Annotated in this window: 19 protein-coding genes; 8 read left to right on the top strand and 11 right to left on the bottom strand. The window is 66.2% G+C overall.

All coding sequences use genetic code 11. The features are described 5' to 3' along the window. A partial coding sequence (locus tag WB461_RS02345) for a hypothetical protein (protein WP_423851111.1) occupies nt 1-270 on the bottom strand: 270 nt, incomplete at its 3' end. 459 nt (nt 271-729) lie between these two features. Between WB461_RS02345 and WB461_RS02340 the strand changes: the two genes are divergently transcribed. Together WB461_RS02340 and WB461_RS02335 are read left to right on the top strand one after the other, a co-directional pair. Further along, nucleotides 730-1815, top strand: a complete 1086-nt coding sequence (locus tag WB461_RS02340) for an S-(hydroxymethyl)mycothiol dehydrogenase (RefSeq protein ID WP_423851114.1) — start codon at nt 730-732, stop codon at nt 1813-1815. After that, the gene (locus tag WB461_RS02335) at nt 1815-2441 is read left to right on the top strand and encodes an MBL fold metallo-hydrolase (RefSeq protein WP_423851110.1); all 627 of its coding nucleotides are present in this window, start codon (nt 1815-1817) and stop codon (nt 2439-2441) included. Before WB461_RS02340 ends, WB461_RS02335 begins: the two co-directional genes overlap by 1 nt. 17 nt (nt 2442-2458) lie before the next feature. Here WB461_RS02335 and WB461_RS02330 read toward each other — a convergent pair whose 3' ends face one another. The 6 genes from WB461_RS02330 to WB461_RS02305 form a co-directional block, all read right to left on the bottom strand. Beyond that, nucleotides 2459-2626 (bottom strand): DUF3618 domain-containing protein, encoded by a 168-nt coding sequence (locus tag WB461_RS02330; protein WP_423851109.1) that lies wholly within the window; start codon nt 2624-2626, stop codon nt 2459-2461. A gap of 33 nt (nt 2627-2659) precedes the next feature. Next, complete coding sequence (locus tag WB461_RS02325; RefSeq protein ID WP_423851108.1) at nt 2660-3025, bottom strand: hypothetical protein; 366 nt, start codon at nt 3023-3025, stop codon at nt 2660-2662. Between the two features lie 51 nt (nt 3026-3076). Further along, entirely contained in the window at nt 3077-3946 is an 870-nt protein-coding gene (locus WB461_RS02320; protein WP_423851107.1) for an oxygenase MpaB family protein, read from the bottom strand. 80 nt (nt 3947-4026) lie between these two features. Further along, nucleotides 4027-6672, bottom strand: a complete 2646-nt coding sequence (locus tag WB461_RS02315; RefSeq protein WP_423851106.1) for a dipeptide ABC transporter ATP-binding protein — start codon at nt 6670-6672, stop codon at nt 4027-4029. Further along, a complete protein-coding gene (locus tag WB461_RS02310) occupies nt 6672-7757 on the bottom strand; it encodes an ABC transporter permease (RefSeq protein ID WP_423851105.1) in 1086 nt (361 codons plus the stop codon). The genes WB461_RS02315 and WB461_RS02310 overlap by 1 nt, the downstream gene beginning before the upstream one ends. A gap of 79 nt (nt 7758-7836) precedes the next feature. Beyond that, on the bottom strand, nt 7837-9438 hold the full coding sequence (locus WB461_RS02305) for an ABC transporter substrate-binding protein (RefSeq protein WP_423851104.1): 1602 nt from the start codon (nt 9436-9438) through the stop codon (nt 7837-7839). Between the two features lie 193 nt (nt 9439-9631). Between WB461_RS02305 and glyA the strand changes: the two genes are divergently transcribed. Genes glyA through WB461_RS02290 form a run of 3 tightly spaced genes read left to right on the top strand, consistent with a single transcriptional unit; the run spans nt 9632 to nt 11989 of the window. Further along, entirely contained in the window at nt 9632-10909 is a 1278-nt protein-coding gene (glyA, locus tag WB461_RS02300) for a serine hydroxymethyltransferase (protein ID WP_423851103.1), read from the top strand. Next, nucleotides 10906-11649 carry an SURF1 family protein gene (locus tag WB461_RS02295; protein ID WP_423851102.1) on the top strand — a complete coding sequence of 248 codons (744 nt, stop codon included), beginning with the start codon at nt 10906-10908 and terminating at the stop codon, nt 11647-11649. The genes glyA and WB461_RS02295 overlap by 4 nt, the downstream gene beginning before the upstream one ends. A 4-nt stretch (nt 11650-11653) precedes the next feature. Beyond that, the gene (locus tag WB461_RS02290) at nt 11654-11989 is read left to right on the top strand and encodes a DUF3817 domain-containing protein (RefSeq protein WP_423851101.1); all 336 of its coding nucleotides are present in this window, start codon (nt 11654-11656) and stop codon (nt 11987-11989) included. 2 nt (nt 11990-11991) lie between these two features. Here WB461_RS02290 and WB461_RS02285 read toward each other — a convergent pair whose 3' ends face one another. Both WB461_RS02285 and WB461_RS02280 read right to left on the bottom strand, forming a co-directional pair. Beyond that, complete coding sequence (locus WB461_RS02285; RefSeq protein WP_423851100.1) at nt 11992-12768, bottom strand: enoyl-CoA hydratase/isomerase family protein; 777 nt, start codon at nt 12766-12768, stop codon at nt 11992-11994. Beyond that, a complete protein-coding gene (locus WB461_RS02280; RefSeq protein ID WP_423851099.1) occupies nt 12768-12905 on the bottom strand; it encodes a hypothetical protein in 138 nt (45 codons plus the stop codon). The genes WB461_RS02285 and WB461_RS02280 overlap by 1 nt, the downstream gene beginning before the upstream one ends. Nucleotides 12906-13021: 116 nt before the next feature. Between WB461_RS02280 and WB461_RS02275 the strand changes: the two genes are divergently transcribed. Continuing rightward, complete coding sequence (locus WB461_RS02275; protein WP_423851113.1) at nt 13022-13540, top strand: peptidylprolyl isomerase; 519 nt, start codon at nt 13022-13024, stop codon at nt 13538-13540. Next, nucleotides 13537-14400, top strand: a complete 864-nt coding sequence (locus WB461_RS02270; protein WP_423851098.1) for a rhomboid family intramembrane serine protease — start codon at nt 13537-13539, stop codon at nt 14398-14400. The genes WB461_RS02275 and WB461_RS02270 overlap by 4 nt, the downstream gene beginning before the upstream one ends. A gap of 61 nt (nt 14401-14461) precedes the next feature. Here WB461_RS02270 and WB461_RS02265 read toward each other — a convergent pair whose 3' ends face one another. Then, nucleotides 14462-14743, bottom strand: coding sequence for a cell division protein CrgA (locus tag WB461_RS02265; protein WP_423851097.1), 282 nt, complete (start codon nt 14741-14743; stop codon nt 14462-14464). 49 nt (nt 14744-14792) lie between these two features. Between WB461_RS02265 and WB461_RS02260 the strand changes: the two genes are divergently transcribed. After that, the gene (locus WB461_RS02260; RefSeq protein ID WP_423851096.1) at nt 14793-15524 is read left to right on the top strand and encodes a DUF881 domain-containing protein; all 732 of its coding nucleotides are present in this window, start codon (nt 14793-14795) and stop codon (nt 15522-15524) included. Between the two features lie 4 nt (nt 15525-15528). On the opposite strand, the gene pknB is transcribed toward WB461_RS02260, so the two are convergent. After that, a complete protein-coding gene (gene pknB, locus WB461_RS02255) occupies nt 15529-17295 on the bottom strand; it encodes a Stk1 family PASTA domain-containing Ser/Thr kinase (protein WP_423851095.1) in 1767 nt (588 codons plus the stop codon). Nucleotides 17296-17358 lie beyond the last annotated feature (63 nt).

Raw genomic sequence — 17358 nt, 5'->3', positions numbered from 1 at the left:
GACACCCGCTGAGACCCCTATCCCGAGGAAGAGCCAGCCGATCGCATTTGCCGGGTGACGGAGCGCTATCAGGAGCCCGGTCAGGGTGAATACAAGGGTGATCGCCCAGACGAACCCCGTGCTGTAGACGGCGATCGGGGTCCCGGCTACCACGTGAACAAGTACCGATGCCCCCGTGAGCCCGAAGGCCGCAACTACCAGCCCCCAAGCGATCGTTGACGTGCCAAGAAGTCGCCGCACCTCACGGAGACCACGTCGGGTTGACGTCATGGGACGAGTGTCGATCAAAGGCGTTCCGTTTCCGTTACGAATGCTTGGTATCGCGCCATGCAGTGACGGGCGAGTCCTCTCCCCACCATTCTCGTTGAGACAGATCAACTCGAAGCGGAGACTTCACGGATGGAACGCGGTCTAGGGCGGATGAATCCTTCTCGATGGCGAGGCTTTTGCTGGCGACGAGACGCCCGACTGTCCCGCGCAGCGTGACCTCGAAGGCCGCAGCTGCCGTGCCAGTAATGCCTAGACCGTGTCGTCAGCTTCGCTAGCAGGGGGTTAGGGGTCCGAACGAGGCATCCGTGAACGCTTTACGTCCACATCTGTGCACATGTCTGTGGACAAACTACATCGGTGTCATTCACCTGCATCGAGCTGCCGCGTCGGCTGATGTGGCGGTGGCATGAGCTGGGAGATAACGTCGCCATGACCGACCCCACTTTGAGAGAGCTCCGCATGTCGCAGATCGTTCGCGGGGTGATCGCCCGCTCGAAGGGCGCACCCGTCACCGTCGAAAACATCGTGATTCCAGACCCGGGCCCGGGGGAGGCCGTCGTCGACATCTCCGCGTGCGGGGTGTGCCACACGGACCTGCACTACCGCGAGGGCGGCATCACCGAGGAGTTCCCGTTCCTGCTTGGTCACGAAGCCGCCGGTGTCGTGGAGGCCGTCGGCGAGGGGGTCACAGAGATTGCACCTGGCGACTTCGTGGTGCTGAACTGGCGCGCCGTGTGCGGCAACTGTCGGGCTTGCCTGCGTGGGCGTCCGTGGTACTGCTTTGACACTCACAACGCGACGCAGAAGATGTGTCTCGAGGACGGCACGGAGCTGTCGCCGGCTCTGGGCATCGGGGCGTTTGCCGACAAGACGTTGGTCGCAGCGGGCCAGTGCACGGTCGTCGACGCGACTGCATCGCCCGCCGCGGTGGGCTTGCTGGGGTGCGGTGTGATGGCAGGCCTCGGTGCTGCGATCAACACCGGGAACGTGCAGCGCGGTGACTCGGTCGCCGTGATCGGGTGTGGCGGCGTCGGTGCAGCAGCGGTCGCCGGAGCCCGGTTGGCCAATGCATCGAAGATCATCGCGATCGATCTGGACGATCGCAAGCTCGACTGGGCCAAGACCATGGGTGCCACGCACACGATCAACGCCGGGTCGGGCGATGTCGTCGAGGCGATCCGGAGCCTGACCGGCGGCAACGGCGCCGATGTCGTGATCGACGCGGTCGGTCGACCCGAGACGTGGAAGCAGGCGTTCTACGGCCGAGACCTCGCCGGCACTGTCGTGCTGGTCGGCGTGCCAACGCCAGAGATGCAGCTGGACATCCCGTTGCTGGACGTGTTCGGACGTGGCGGATCGCTCAAGTCCAGCTGGTACGGCGACTGCCTGCCGTCGCGCGACTTCCCGATGCTGGTCGACCTCTACAAGCAGGGCCGGCTCGATCTCGACGCGTTCGTGACCGAGACGATCGGCATCGACGACGTGGAGGCGGCGTTCGCCAGGATGCATGAGGGCGACGTGCTGCGTTCGGTGGTGGAGTTCTGATGGCGGCGCGCATCGACAAAGTCGTGACGGCCGGCCAGTTCTGCCTGGACGGCGGCAGCTGGGACGTCGACAACAATGTGTGGTTGATAGGCGACGATGCCGAGGTTCTGGTCATCGACGCGCCACACGACGCGCCCGCGATCCTCAACGCGATCAACGGCCGGACGGTCGTGGCGATCGTGCTGACGCACGGCCACAACGATCACATCAACGCAGCGGTGGAGCTCGGTCGGGCCACGGGAGCCGAGGTGTGGTTTCCCCCGGCAGACCGGATGCTGTGGGACGCCGAGCACGACGGGCCACCGGATCGCGAACTGCACACCGGTGCGACCTTCCACGTCGCCGGTGCGACTCTGCGGGCCATTCCGACACCGGGACACTCCCCGGGCGGAACCTGCTTGTACTCCGAGGATCTCGCTGCTGTGTTCACCGGTGACACGCTCTTCGCCGGCGGGCCGGGCGCGACCGGTCGATCATATTCGGACTTCGACACGATCATCGACTCGATCCGCGAGCGACTTCTGATGCTTCCGGACCAGACCGTGGTCCACACCGGCCACGGCGAGGACACCACCATCGGAGCCGAGGCACCTCACCTCGAGGAGTGGATCGCGCGCGGGCACTGACTCAGCAGGCGCGATGCTCAGCGGAGTTGGCGCGCCACCAGCAGCACCACGACCACGACCGCGCCCACGCCCACCGCGAGGGCGGCACGCCGACGAGCGGTGTGCGCCTTGGCGGCCAGCGCATCAACGGTCATGGCTAGATGCTCGCGAGTCTGGTCGATCTCTCGCTCGAGATCAGCGGTCATGACAGCACCGATCGGCCGCGATCGCCGTGCGGGTCACGAAGTCCCCTCATGGGCGGCGTCCGCGATGCGTGCCTCACCGGGTACCGACCGCGATGCCACGGCCTCATCGTCCGGACGGTAGGTGTCCGACGCCGGGTCGGCGTCTGCAGCGCCAAGCCGGTCGGTGACCTTGGTCTGCGCGTCCCGAGCCACATCAGCAACCTTGGTCCCGACCGTGCGGCCGACGTCGGCGCCGGTCTGCTTGGCCTGGGCCTGAACGTCGTCGACGGCGCTCTGGACCGTGGGGTTGTTCCACGCTCGCGTCGCCTGATCTTTGATCTGCTCGTACCGCTCGCGTCCGGCGCGGGCCCCGAGGACATAGCCGGTCATGCCGATGGCGAGCACAGTCAATTTCTTCACCTGGATCACTCCTTCGATCTCCGCGTACCCCGATGAGCGCCGATCACACGGTCACGTGAGTTCCGGTAACGGCGGCGCCGATCCCAGGGCCCATCGGATCGCCCCGGTCATCACGGTTCCGCTGGCCCGCACCGTCGTGGCCTCCGTCACGGGCAGCCACGGCAGTCGCAGCGGCCAGCGGGTCCACCGCGGCATCATCGCGACAGCGGCGGCGGACAACAGGCCGTACGGCGCTCGCAGCACCAGCGGCACGGGTGGCCGCACGAGGATGAAACGAGCGGCCTGGCGTGCGGCGGGGGTGGCCTCCAGCTCGGGGCGGTACTCGGCCAGCACCCGATCGAGGTCGGCGACGGTCTCGGGCACGTCCACCGCACCCAGAGCCCGGGCCACATGGGCGGTGTCGGCAACATAGGCGTCGCGGCCAGCGGCATCCAGCGGCTCCGCGCCGTAGCGGTCATGCGCGCGAAGGAAGCTGTCGATCTCCGCGACGTGGACCCAGCGGATCAGGTGCGGGTCGGAGGCGACATAGGGCCGGCCGTCGGGAGCGGTCCCACGGACCCGCTCGTGGACCGACCGGACCACGGCGATGGCCCGGTCGGCGTCCGCGTCGGTACCGAAGGTCGTCTCGGCCAGGAATGTGCTGGTGCGCTGCAGCCTGCCCCACGGATCGCCGCGGAATCCCGAGTGTGCATCGACGGCTGCCATCGCGAGCGGATGCAACGACTGCAGCAGCAGTGCGCGAATGCCGCCGACGAACATCGAGGCATCGGAGTGCACGACGTGGATTGCCGATCCCGGTGCAAAGCGGCGCGGGCCCTCGGCGAAATGGATCCGGTCGCGACGGGCGGGACCTTCGTCGCCAGCGACCCTGGCGAAGATCGCATCACCGACCCTGGTGCGGACGATGTGCAGCGGACCCATGCCTAGAGTCTGCGCCCTCAATCCCAATCCGGCCCGCCGGCCACCGCGATGCGTGATCAACGCGATGGCTGGGCGACGGGTCAGGAGATGTCGGTCAGCAGATGTCCGCGAGCCTCGCGGCGTCGGCGCTGCTCGTCGGGGTCCGGCACCGGCACCGCCGCGATGAGCCGCTTGGTGTAGTCCTCCTGGGGATTGCCGAGCACCTGCTCGCGAGGACCGATCTCGACCAGCTTGCCGTGCTGCATCACCGCAACACGGTTGGCGAGTGTGTCGACGACGGCGAGGTCATGGCTGATGAACAAGCACGCGAACTGCAGACGCTGCTGGAGGTCGGTGAACAGCTCGAGCACCCGCGCCTGCACCGACACGTCGAGTGCAGAGGTCGGCTCGTCCGCGATCAGCAGATCGGGGTCCAGGGCCAGAGCGCGGGCCAGGCTGACCCGCTGACGCTGCCCACCGGACAGCTCATGGGGGAATCGACCGACGTACGAACCACCGAGCTCGACGCTGTCCAGCAGTGCCAGCACCTTGGCCTCGACCTCCGGCTGCGTCATGTCGGTCTGGACGTGCAGCGGTTCCGCGATGCACTGGCCGATCGACATCCGCGGGTTGAGTGATGACGCCGGATCCTGGAACACGAAACCGAAGCGCGAGCGCAGCGGGCGCAGCTGCCGATCCGACAGCCCCGACACCTCGTTGCCGGACACATGGATCGTGCCACTGGTCGGCTGCTGCAGACCCACTGTGGTGCGCCCGATCGTCGACTTGCCCGAGCCGGACTCACCGACCAGGCCGAGCACCTCGCCCTTGCGCACCTCCAGGGAGACGTGGTCGACTGCTCGGAATGTCGGCTGACCGAACCCTCCGGGGAAGTCCACGACCAGGTCGTTGACCTTCAGGACGATGTCGTTGTCGTCGACCAGACCGGGACCGTTAGCCTGCCCGAGGTGGGGTACCGCCTCGAGCAACGCCCGGGTGTAGGGGTGTCGGGGCGCAGCGAAGAGCTGGCGTGCTGGCGCCTCCTCGACCACATTGCCGCGGTACATCACCACGACCCGGTCGGCCATGTCGGCGACCACGCCCATGTTGTGGGTGATCAGGACGATCGCCGTACCGAGGCGGTCGCGCAGGGACAGGAGGAGCTCCAGGATGGCCGCCTGGACCGTGACGTCGAGGGCGGTGGTCGGTTCGTCCGCGATGATGACGTCGGGGTCGCAGGCGATGGCCATGGCGATGACCACACGCTGCTTCTGACCGCCCGACAACTGGTGCGGGTAGTAGTCGACTCGTCTCTCCGGGTCCGGCATGCCGACCATGTCGAGCAGCTCGACGGCACGTTTGCGGGCGTCCTTCTTGGAGGTGCGACCATGAGCCTGGATTCCCTCGATGATCTGCCACCCGACGGTGTACACGGGGTTGAGGGCGGTCGACGGCTCCTGGAAGACCATCGAGACCTTGTCGCCGCGGATCGGCCGCAGCTCACCATTGGACATTCCGAGCAGCTCGCGGTCTCCGAGCTTGACGGAGCCGGTGACCCCGGCAGTGGACGGCAGCAGACCGAGGATCGCGCGTGAGCTGACCGACTTGCCCGAGCCGGACTCGCCCACGACTGCGACGACTTCTCCAGGAGCGACGTCGAACGTGATGCCGTTGACGGCGTGGATCCGACCGGCATCGGTCCGGAAGGTCACGGCCAGGTCGGTCAGGGACAGGGCTGCGACGCGGAGCTCGTCGCCCGCCTCCACCGTGCGGGTCGCGACGGCAGCAGCCTCATCGCCGCTGACCTCTTCGAATTCGTGCTGGATCTCGGCCTCATCGGCCGACGTGGTGTCGGCACCCCGCGTCCGCAGCAGCGGATTGAGGATGTCGTTGAGGCTCTCGCCCACCAAGGTCGCGCCCAGCACGATGAGGACGATCGCCGTTCCGGGGAACACGCCGGTCCACCAGATCCCGGACGATGCATCGGGTAGGGCCTTGTTGAGGTCGTATCCCCACTCGGCGGCGGCCGACGGCTCGATCCCGAAGCCGAGGAAGCCAAGGCCGGCGAGGGTCAGGATGGCCTCGGAGGCGTTCAGGGTGCCGATGACAGGCAGCGACTGCGACACGTTCGAAAAGACGTGCTTGCGCAGGATGCGCGGCGTCCGGACACCGACGACACGCGCCGAGTCGACGAACGGCTCGACCTTGATGGCGACCGTTGCGTTGCGGATGACCCGGAAATACTGCGGGATGAACACCACGGTGATCGAGATCGCCGCGGCCATGATGCCGCCGAAGGCACCACTGTTGCCACCCGACAGGACGATCGCGACGACGATCGCGAGCAGCAGCGACGGGAAGGCATAGAGCGCATCCATGATCAGCACCAGGATGCGATCGATCCAGCCGCCGAGATAGCCCGACAGCAGGCCGAGTGGCACCCCGATGATTCCCGACAGGATGACCGCGAGAACGATGACCTCGACGGCGGTCCGTGTGCCGTAGATGACCCGCGAGAGCACATCGGTGCCCCCCACGGTCGTGCCGAACCAGTGGTCAGCGGACGGCGGCTGCTGGGTGCCGAAGATGACGCCGCCGGAGCTGTTGTCGTTGAACCCGTAGGGCGCGATCAACGGAGCGAAAATCGCGATCAGGATGAAGGCGAAGATGAGCGCGAAGCCGAGGAACAGCATGAAGCGCTGCAGGCCGTGCGACTGCCGAACCACGGACGGGATGAATCGCTTCATCAGAACCTCACTCTCGGATCGACGAATGCGACGATGACATCGATCAGGAAGCTTGTGATTCCGACGATCAGTGCCAGCAGGGTCACGATGCCCTGCACGGCCAGGAAGTCACGCCGGATGAGGTACTGGGCGAGCTGGTAACCCAGACCCTTCCACTCGAAGGTCGTCTCGGTGAGGATCGCTCCGCCGAGCAGCAGAGCGATCTGCAGACCCATGACGGTCACCACCGGCACCAGCGCGTTGCGGAACGCATGCTTGTTGAGCACCCGCCGTTCACTGACGCCCCTCGCACGGGCTGCGGTGACATAGTCCATCCGCATGGTCTGCAGCAGGTTGACCCGGACGAGTCGCAGGAACACACCACCGGTCAGCAGGCCGAGTGCGATGGCCGGGAGCATGGCGTGCTGCAGGACATCCCAGATCAGCGACGGCTCACCCCACAGCAGTGAGTCGACGATCATGATGTTGGTCTGCGGGTGAACGTTCTGCAGGGTGAGCTCGGTGTTGATCGACGCTCGACCTGACGACGGCCAGCCGAAGGGGGTGAACGCGAGCTTGAGCAGCAGGCCGACGAAGAACACGGGGGCGGCGTAGACGAGGATCGCGAACAGCCTCAGGGCCACGTCAGGCAGGCGATCGCGATAGCGCGCAGCCAGCCGACCGAGCGGTATGCCGATCGCGAACGCGACCAGCAGCGACCAGAACGACAGCTCGAGCGTTGCGGCTCCGTTCTCGATCAGGATGCCGGAAACCGAGCGATTGTCGGTGAGGGTAGTGCCGAAGTCGCCGTGGAACAGGCCGCTGATGTACTCCCAGTACTGGGTCAGGATGGGCCGATCGAGGCCGGCCGCAGCTTTGCGCTCAGCGATCTGCTCAGCACTGAGCCGGCCACCGAGAGCCGCGGAGATCGGATCGCCGATGACCCTCATCAGCAGGAACACCATCGTCACGAGCACCCAGATCATCGGCACGATCAGAGCGAGCCGGACCAGCAGGTAACGCGCGAGAGGGCTGATGCTCCGCCGGGTTGCGGGGGGTTCATCCGGCGGGGGGGACATGGGCGCGACGGCTTCGGCTGTTGTCATCGGGGACTGCTTCCTTGATGAGGCAGGGCGGGCTCGGTGTTCGTCGAGCCCGCCCTGCCGTCAGATGTTGCTCGATTACCTACTTGGTGAGCGAGGTGAATCGGAACTTGAATGACGCGTCCAGCGTCTTTTCGACACCCTTGACGTTGTCCCGGGCGATCGCCACCTGCGAGCCGGTCAGCAGCGGCAGGAACGGGATCTTCTCGGCGAGGCGATCCTGCACCTGCTTGAGGGTGGCCACCCGGGAGTTCTGGTCGCCATCGGTCCGCTCGGAGTCGAGCAGCTTCGTCATGGTCGGATCAGAGTTGTCCTGGTTGTAGTGGTTCTTCGTGAAGTTGTCCGGGCTCAGGAACGGCGACAGGTAGTTGTCGGCGTCCGGGAAGTCCGGGAACCAGCCGAGCTGGAAGACCGGGTAGCCGTCTTCCTTGTACTCGTTCTGGTACGTGACCCACTCGGTGGACTGCAGGTCAACCGCGAACAGATCCGTGCTCTCGAGCTGACGCTTGACCGCGTTGTACTCCTGGTCCGAGCTGGAGCCGTAGTGATCGGGGTTGTACTGCAGTGCGATCTTGACCGGAGTCTTGACGCCCGCATCGGTCAGGAACTTCTCCGCAGCGGCCTTGTCAGGTCCTGCACCGTATGCGTCCTTGAACGCCTCGGTCGCGCCGGTCTGGCCCTCAGGGACCATCGAGTAGGCCGGGGTGAACGTGTCCTTGTAAACCTGCTTCGAGAGCGCTTCGCGATCGACCGAGGAGGCGACGGCCTTGCGGATCGCGAGCTTCTGCTCGCTGCTGTCGCCCGGCATGGTCTTGAAGTTGAACACGATGTAGCGCAGCTCGCCGCCCGCACCGGTGTGCACGGTGACACCGTCGGACTTGTCGAGGTCGGCGATGTCGGTCGGTGTCAGCGAACGGAACGCGACGTCGATCTTGCCGTTCTTGATGTCCAGCTTGAGGTTGTCGGACTGCGCGTAGTACTTCATCGTGACCCGATCGGTCTTCGCCTTTCCGTACGTGCCGTCGTAGTCAGGGTTGGCCTTGAACTCCGCGAGCTGGTTCTTGCTGTAGCTCGCGATCGTGTACGGGCCGGAGAAGCCGTTCGCCTTGACCGCTGCCTCGTCGTCGAGGACCTTGTCGGCGGGGTAGGTCTCCTCGTCGACGATCGGGCCGGCCGACGTCACGAGGATCTGCGGGAAGGTCTGGTCGTTGGGCGCGGCGAGCGTGAACACGACGGTCTTGTCGTCCGGCGCCTCGACCGACTTCATGGCACCCAGCAGCGATGACGGCCCACTGGGGTCTTCGATCGCGACGACCCGCTTGAAGGAGAACGCGACGTCGGACGCCGTGAGGGCGTTGCCGTTGGCGAACTTCAGGCCGTCCTTCATCGTGCACGTGTACTCGACGGGCTTGGTGAAGGAGCACTTCGACGCGGCATCCGGGGTCAGCTCGGTGCTGCCCTCGGGAAAGTTGAGGAGGTACTGATACACCTGCGTCTGGACGTTGAGCGAGCCGTTGTCGTACGAGCCAGCCGGGTCGATCGAGACGACCTTGTCGGTCGTACCGACCACGAGTCCCCCGCCCTTGTCCCCGCTGCTGTCCTTGCTCTGCCCACACGCGGCGAGCGCGATGCTGGCCAGTGAGGCGACCGCGACCAGCGCGATACCTCGTCGGAAGTTCTTCATTGCTCTCCTACCGGTTGTGCCGCACCACATGAGTACGGCGGATTGTCCACATGATGGGACTGAGCCGTTTCGCAACTTACACGCGGCAGACCCCGCCGAACCGTTCGGAAAGATTTCATTTTGGTTACCGAAGCGGAGACCTTCGGGGCCGGGACCCGGCCAGCGCCCACGGGCCGCCCGATACCCTTGGCTCATGAGCCACAACCAGCACCTGTCCGAGTTCGACCCTGACATCGCAGCGCTGCTCGACGCCGAGCTGCACCGTCAGCAGTCGACGCTGGAGATGATCGCGTCGGAGAACTTCGCACCGGTCGCTTCGCTCGAGGCGCAGGGCAGCGTCCTGACCAACAAGTACGCCGAAGGTTATCCCGGCAAGCGGTACTACGGCGGGTGTGAGTTCGTCGACCAGGTCGAGACGATCGCGATCGATCGCCTCAAGCAGCTCTTCGACGCGGGCTATGCCAACGTCCAGCCCCACTCCGGCGCCACCGCCAACGCCGCTGCCCTGCATGCCATCGCGACCGTCGGTGACACCATCCTCGGGCTGGACCTGGCCAATGGGGGCCACCTGACGCACGGCATGAAGCTCAACTTCTCCGGCAAGCTCTACCGCCCGATCGCCTACCACGTCGTCCCCGAGACCGGCCTGGTCGACATGGAGGAGGTCCGAGCGCTGGCACACGAGCACCGTCCCACGGTGATCATCGCCGGCTGGTCTGCCTACCCGCGCCAGCTGGACTTCGCGCTGTTCCGCGAGATCGCCGACGAGGTCGGCGCCAAGCTGTGGGTCGACATGGCGCACTTCGCCGGCCTGGTCGCCGCCGGCCTGCACCCGAGCCCGCTGCCGCACGCGCACATCGTCACGACCACGACGCACAAGACGCTGGGTGGACCTCGTGGTGGCGCGATCCTCACGAATGACGATGACGTCGCCAAGAAGATGCGCTCCGCGGTGTTCCCCGGTCAGCAGGGCGGCCCGCTGGAGCACGTCATCGCTGCCAAGGCCGTGGCATTCAAGATGGCGCTCGAGCCGGAATTCACCGAGCGCCAGCGGCGCACGATCGAGGGCGCTCAGATCCTTGCTGAGCGACTGATGGCCGATGACACTCGCGCGGCAGGAATCAATGTCCTGACCGGAGGCACCGACGTGCACCTCGTGCTGGTCGACCTGCGCGACTCCGCACTCGACGGACAGCAGGCAGAGGATCTGCTCCACGAGGCCGGCATCACGGTCAACCGCAACGCCGTGCCCAACGACCCCCGCCCGCCGATGGTTACCTCAGGACTGCGTATCGGCACGCCGGCGCTGGCGACCCGTGGATTCGGAGCAGAGGAGTTCACCGAGGTGGCGGACATCATTGCCGCCGCCCTGCTGCCCGGAGACGTCGACGTCGAGGGTCTGCGCAAGCGAGTGACAGTGCTGGCCGAGCGCTTCCCGCTCTACCCGGACATCGCGCCCTTCACGGCGTGAGCCGCGGCACGACCGCGCGGCTGTGGCTGCGGCCGGGGCTCGTGGGTCTCCACGTGTTCGCGGTCGTTGCGCTGGTGTTCTGCGTGTTCATGGGGCTGTGGCAGCTGGGCGTGTACGACTCCCGCCAAGGGCATGAACGAGCCGATCAGCAGGACGTCCCGCGAGTGGCCCTGTCGGCTCTGTGGGGCCCGGACGAGCCGTTCGAGGCCAGGCTGAATCATCGCCCGGTGAAGGCCGAGGGCTCGTTCGCACCAGCGGACGAGCAGGTGTGGGTCAGCGACAAGAAGCTGGGTGGACGCTCCGGTGCCTGGTTGCTCGCACCCTTGATCGTCGACGGCGATCGCGCGTTGCTGGTCGTGCGTGGCTGGGCGCCGGCCGTGACCGATCCGCCTGAGGTTCCCCCCGGTCGGATCAGCATCGATGCGGTGCTCGAGCCGGGCGAAGCCAGCGGCTCGGCCTTCGATCCGGACCGACGGGAGATCGGCTCGGTCCGGATTCCGGCGCTGACGAACGAGCTGCCGTACGACCTGTTCTCGGGGTTCGCCATCAGCACGACTGCATCCTCCTCCGGTGGGCTCGAGCTGGTGCCGCCACCGGAGCCGGGCGACGTCTCCTGGACCGTCGGCCTGCGCAATCTGGCGTACGCCCTGCAATGGTGGATCTTCGGCCTCTTCACCGTGTTCATGTGGTGGCGGATGTCGGCCGAGAGCGTGGCCACTGCGAGGGCGAAGGTAGCCTGACCGCGTGAACAAAGTGGCCGTCGCCTATCGCGTGCTCGCCTATGTCGTGGGCATCAACCTGATCTTCGTCATCGGCGCCTGGCTCGCCCAGCTCTCCACCGACGACTCCTCGTGGTGGAATCGCAACTCCGGTGCCATCGGCGTCGTGGACATGATTCACGGCTACCTCTTCATGGGGCTCCTGGTGCTGATCGCGGTCCTGGCTCGCCGTCATCGGTGGCAGCCGGCGTTCATCATCACGACGATGCTGCTGGCCACGATCCCGTTCGTGAGCTTCTGGGCCGAGCATCGGGCGACCGCCGCGGTGCACGCGGCCGACGCGTCCCAGCTGACCAGCTGACCTCAGCGGCCCGTGAAGGTCGCCTTGCCCGGCCCGTCGCGCAGGAACGACTCCGTGCCGTGCTGCAGGTCATCGGTGTCGAACAGCTCGGCCGCGATAGCCGTGGTCCGAGCGATCGACTCAGGCACACCGCCGGCCTCGAAGTGGCGCAGGATGTCCTTCGCCGCTGCGAAAGCCTGGGTTGGTCCGACCGCGATGTGCTCCACGAAGGAGAGAACGGCGTCATCGAACTTCTCGGCCGGTAGAACGCGATTGACGACGTTCCAGCGTTCCATCGTCGTGGCGTCGTAGAGGTCGCCGGTGAAGACGAACTCCTTGGCGCGACCCACACCGGCGCGGGCTGCCAGGCGCTGGGTGCCGCCCATCGTGGGCGTCAATCCGATGACCCGCTCGACCAGGCCGAACTTGGCCTTCTCGGAGGCCAGGATGATGTCGCACGCCACCGCGACCTCGAACGCCCAGGTCAGTGTGAGGGCGTGGGCCGCGAAGATCGTCGGAAACGGTAGCGCGTCGATGCGGGTCGGCAGCTCGAGCATCCTGTCGTACAGCGCCTGGGTGTCGGCCTTGGTCCGGCGAGCGTGGAACTGGGAGACGTCGACGCCGCCAGAGACGATCTTGCCCTCGGCCCGGATCAGGAGTGCGCGCGGAGGCGTAGCCACGATCTCGTCGAGCACGCGGTCGAAGTCGTCGTGCAGCTCGAGCGAGTAGAGGTTGACCGGCGGGAGGCCGAAGGTCAGGATCGCGATGCCTGAATCCGTGCGCTCGTGGGACACCGGCATCAGCGGGTACCTGCCTCGGCGGGGTCGTACGAGCCGCCCTTGTCGGCGACTGCGTTGCGGAATGCCACGACGGCGGCTGCCATCAGGAGGAGCAGAACGAGCTTGCGAACCGGATGTCTCTTCTGTGGCTGCGGCATGCCGCTCACGATAGCGACCAGAACGGTGGACAGGGCACCCGCCTGCCGCTGCTCCGCGCTTGGCATCGCATGAAAAGATGATCTCAGCACACCGAAAGGAACCCCCTGTGGCTTCGCTGATTGCGACCTTCAAGACCAACCACGGCGACATCGTCGTGGAGCTCTTCCCCGACCACGCCCCGAAGACCGTCGACAACTTCGTTGGTCTCGCCGAGGGCACCAAGGACTGGATCGACCCCAAGACGGGCCAGATCTCGAATCAGCCGTTCTACGACGGCATCGGCTTCCACCGTGTCATCCCGAACTTCATGCTGCAGGGCGGCGATCCGCTCGGTACCGGCACGGGAGGTCCGGGCTACGAGTTCGAGGACGAGTTCCACCCCGATCTTCAGTTCAACCGCCCCTACCTGCTGGCCATGGCAAACGCCGGGCCGGGCACGAACGGTTCCCAGTTCTTCATCACACTGGTGCCGACCGACTGGCTCAACCGTAAGCACACGATCTTCGGTGAGGTCGTCGACGCCGACAGCAAGGCGGTCGTGGACGCCGTCGGTGCCGTGGCGACCGACGGCTTCGATCGCCCGACCACCCCGGTCGTGATCGAGAAGCTGACGATCGAGCGTCGCGAGGCGTGAATCTTCCCGCTTCGGACTACCGCTGCTATCGGCACCCTGACCGCGAGGCCTACATCTCGTGCCAGCGCTGCGAGCGGCTGATCTGTCCGGAGTGCATGAACGACGCATCGGTGGGCTTCCACTGCCCGTCATGTGTCGCTGAGGGCGCCAAGACGGTGCGCGCACCCCGCACGATCGCCGGCGGGGCGATCTCGGGGCGCGTGGGCACCGTGTCCCTGGTGCTGATCGGGATCAATGTCGTGGCCTTCCTGGTCACCCTGGCCAGCGGCGGCAACAGCGGACCTGTCTTCCAGCACGGCTCGATGTTGTCGTCCAGCGCGGTCAACAGCTCTGGCGACGTCCTGACCGGTGTCGATGACGGGGCCTACTGGCGGCTGCTGACCTCGGCATTTCTGCACCAGAACGTCCTGCACATCGCGTTCAACATGTACGCCCTGTACCTCTTCGGACCCTTCGTCGAGCGCGCCCTCGGGACGGTTCGCTTCGTTGCGGTCTACATCACCATGGCGATCGGTGCCTCGGTGTTCGTCTACTGGCTGTCGGATCCTCGAGCCTTGACGATCGGAGCATCCGGTGCGGTCTTCGGACTGTTCGGAATGGCACTGATCTTCCTGCTCAAGGCCAAGCAGGATGTCACCACGCTCCTGGTGCTGCTCGCGATCAACGCCTTCCTCAGCACTCGCGGCAACATCAGTTGGCAGGGCCACCTCGGTGGCTTCGTCGTCGGCTGCGTGCTGGGCCTGGCCTTCGCCTACGCGCCGCGAGACCGCCGGACTCTCGTTCAGGTGGGCGTGCTGACCCTGTTGTGGGTCGGGATAGTCGTGTCTTTGATCATCCGGACCGGACAGCTCCGGGGCTAACTACACGCATGTGATTGTCAACAGCTGTGCATACAGGTGTGGATAACTACACGGGTGTAACTCACTCCCACTTCATGGCGAAACCGAACGCGGAGACGATGAACCCCATGCCGATCACGATGTTCCAGCTGCCGAGGTCGTCGTACCACTGTAGGAACGAGGGATAGTCGATCGCCTGGTTGCTCACGGTGTAGAACACCACGATCCACAGCAGGCCGATGATGCCAGAGATCACCATCGCCGGACCAGCCCAACGGTTTCCGATCTTGGTGGGCTTGGGTCCCTGAGGGGTCTTGTCTTTCGCCACGACGTCTCCGGAAGGTTGCTGCGGCCGCGACCGCATCGATGGGTGCTCTCCGATAGCCTAGGCCATCAGGTGAGAGGGGTTCTGGGTGGCAAAGACAGGGACGCACGCGCGCCAGCGCTGGCCGCTGGCCGTGCTCGGCGTCTTCGCCGCCACCGGCTTCTTGTTCGTCGCAGCATCGGTCAGTGCCGGCGGCGCGGACCTACGTCCAGCGGGGGGTGATCTTGCCTCACTCCTGCAGGAGCGTGCCCATCGCGTCGACGAACGTCGCGCTGACGCCAGGAGTCTGCGCGTCGACATCGACGGGCTCTCGGCCAGCGTCCCGGGCGCCGAGCTCGACGTCTTTCGCACCCGGGTCAAGCAGCTCGAGGAGCCCACGGGACTCACTGCGGTGACGGGCCCCGGTGTCCGGGTCACGTTGACTGACGCCCCGCGCACGGTCGATGCTCCGGGGATCAACCCCAACTTGCTGGTGGTGCACCAGCAGGACATCCAGGCTTTCGTCAACGCGCTCTGGGCTGGTGGCGCCGAGGCCGTGACGTTGCAGGGGCAGCGGCTCATCACGACGACAGGCATCAAGTGCGTCGGCAACACCGTGGTCCTGGATGGCGTCCCCTACTCGCCGCCGTATGTCATCGAGGCGATCGGCGACACCGCCGGGATGGAGTCGGCACTGGTCACGTCGTACGACACCGTGACGTATGCCGACTACGCCGCGAAGTACGAGCTCGGCCTCGAGATCGAGACCGTCGGCCAGATCAAGGCCGAGGCGTATGCCGGCGAGGTCAGCCTTGACCACGCCACGGCCACCTCGGGCTGACCCGTCAGCCGCCGTCGGCCAGCCCACCGCCGGGAACTCCACCGTCCGCACCATCGGTCTTCCCGGGATCCGGACCGGGATTGGCCGAGACCGTCAGCTCGATCGTCGTGCCGGGTGGGACCTTGCTGTTGGGGTCGATCGACTGCGCGGTGACGTCGTCCTTGGGGGCTGTGGCTGCCTTGTCGTCGGTCTGGGTGACCTTGAGGCCCGCCTTCTTGAGGGTCTTGGTCGCGTCGTCGATGTTCTGGCCGACGACGTTCGGGACGGTGACCTGGCCCTTCGACACGAACAGGGTGACCTTCGATCCGACGTCGACCTGCTCGCCGACCAACGGAGTGCTGTTGATGACGACGCCCTCGTCAGCACTGTTGTCGACATCCTTGCGACTGACCTTGAAACTGCCGTCGCCATCCTCGAGCTGTTTCTTGGCGACGTCGAACTGCAGCTGTCGGACGTCGGGCATCGTGACCTGTTCGGGGCCGGCGCTGACCACCAGGGTCACGGTGCTTCCATCGTCGACGGTGTCACCCGCGGATGGATCGGTCCTGATGACCTCGCCCTGACCGACGTCACCGCTGGCCTCTTCCTGGGTCTTGTCGGCCACCACCAGGCCTTGTCGCTCCAGCACACGGGTCGCTGCGTCGACCTCCTTGCCGGAGACATCCGCGACGGTGACCTGCTTGACCGCGGGCGGTGCCTCGGTGGCCTTGTAGATGCCGAAGGCGATCGCCCCCAGCAGGAGCACGGCGATCAGACCGATCCACCACCACTTGGCGGTGCTGTCGGTGTCGTCGTCGAGGTCCGGTTCCGCGCGACGCGCGCCCCCGGTGGGCGGCGGGAGCACAGGGGCGGCTGCGATCGCGGTGCCGCCAGCGATCGCGGTGGCTGCCGCGGGGGCCTCGACGTCCTGGCCGGCAAGCACCCGGTCGAGGTCGATACGCATGTCGGCAGCGCTCTGGTAGCGGTCCTCGACTCGTTTGGCGAGCGACTTGGCCACGATGTTGTCGATTGCTGCGCTCACATCGGGGTTGAGCTGCGACGGTGGGCGAGCCTCCTCGCGCACGTGCTGGTAGGCGACTGAGACCGGACTGTCACCGACGAACGGCGGCCTCCCGGTCAGCAGCTCGTACAGCAGGCAGCCGGTGGAGTAGATGTCGCTGCGGGCATCGACGGTCTCCCCCCGTGCCTGTTCTGGGGAGAGATACTGCGCCGTGCCGATGACGGCCGCCGTCTGCGTCATGGCCGACGAGGTGTCGGCTATCGCACGGGCGATGCCGAAGTCCATGACCTTGACCTGCCCGGATGGCGTCAGCATGACGTTGGCGGGCTTGATGTCGCGGTGGATGATGCCCGACCGATGGCTGTAGTCCAGCGCGCTCAGCACATCGGCGGTGATCGACAGGGCTCGCTCGGGCAGGATCTTGCGGCCGTTCTCCGCCCCGCGCATGATGTCGCGGAGGGTCTGCCCCTCCACGTACTCCATCACGATGTACGGCACGTGGCTACCGTGCTTGTCGGTCGACTCCCCGGTGTCGTACACGGCGACGATCGAGGGATGGTTGAGCGCGGCAGAGGACTGAGCCTCGCGGCGGAAGCGGGCCTGGAAGGTGTCGTCGGCCGACAGGTCGCCGCGAAGCTGCTTGACCGCGACAGTACGGCCCAGGCGGAGATCACGGCCGACGCGCACGTCAGCCATGCCCCCTCGGCCAAGCAGACCGCCGAGCTCGTAGCGGTCGCCAAGGCGGATCGTCTCGTCGCCGGATTCGGTCATGGTGTCAGTCTCCCAGAAGGTGTCGTCAGAGCGGGCGAGCGCGGTGTCGCGCGTGTAGCGGCG

This window comes from Aeromicrobium sp. (assembly GCF_049587115.1).
GTDB lineage: Bacteria > Actinomycetota > Actinomycetes > Propionibacteriales > Nocardioidaceae > Aeromicrobium.
The sequence above is the reverse complement of the archived record's forward strand: the minus strand, read 5'-3'. Positions and strand labels throughout refer to the sequence as shown.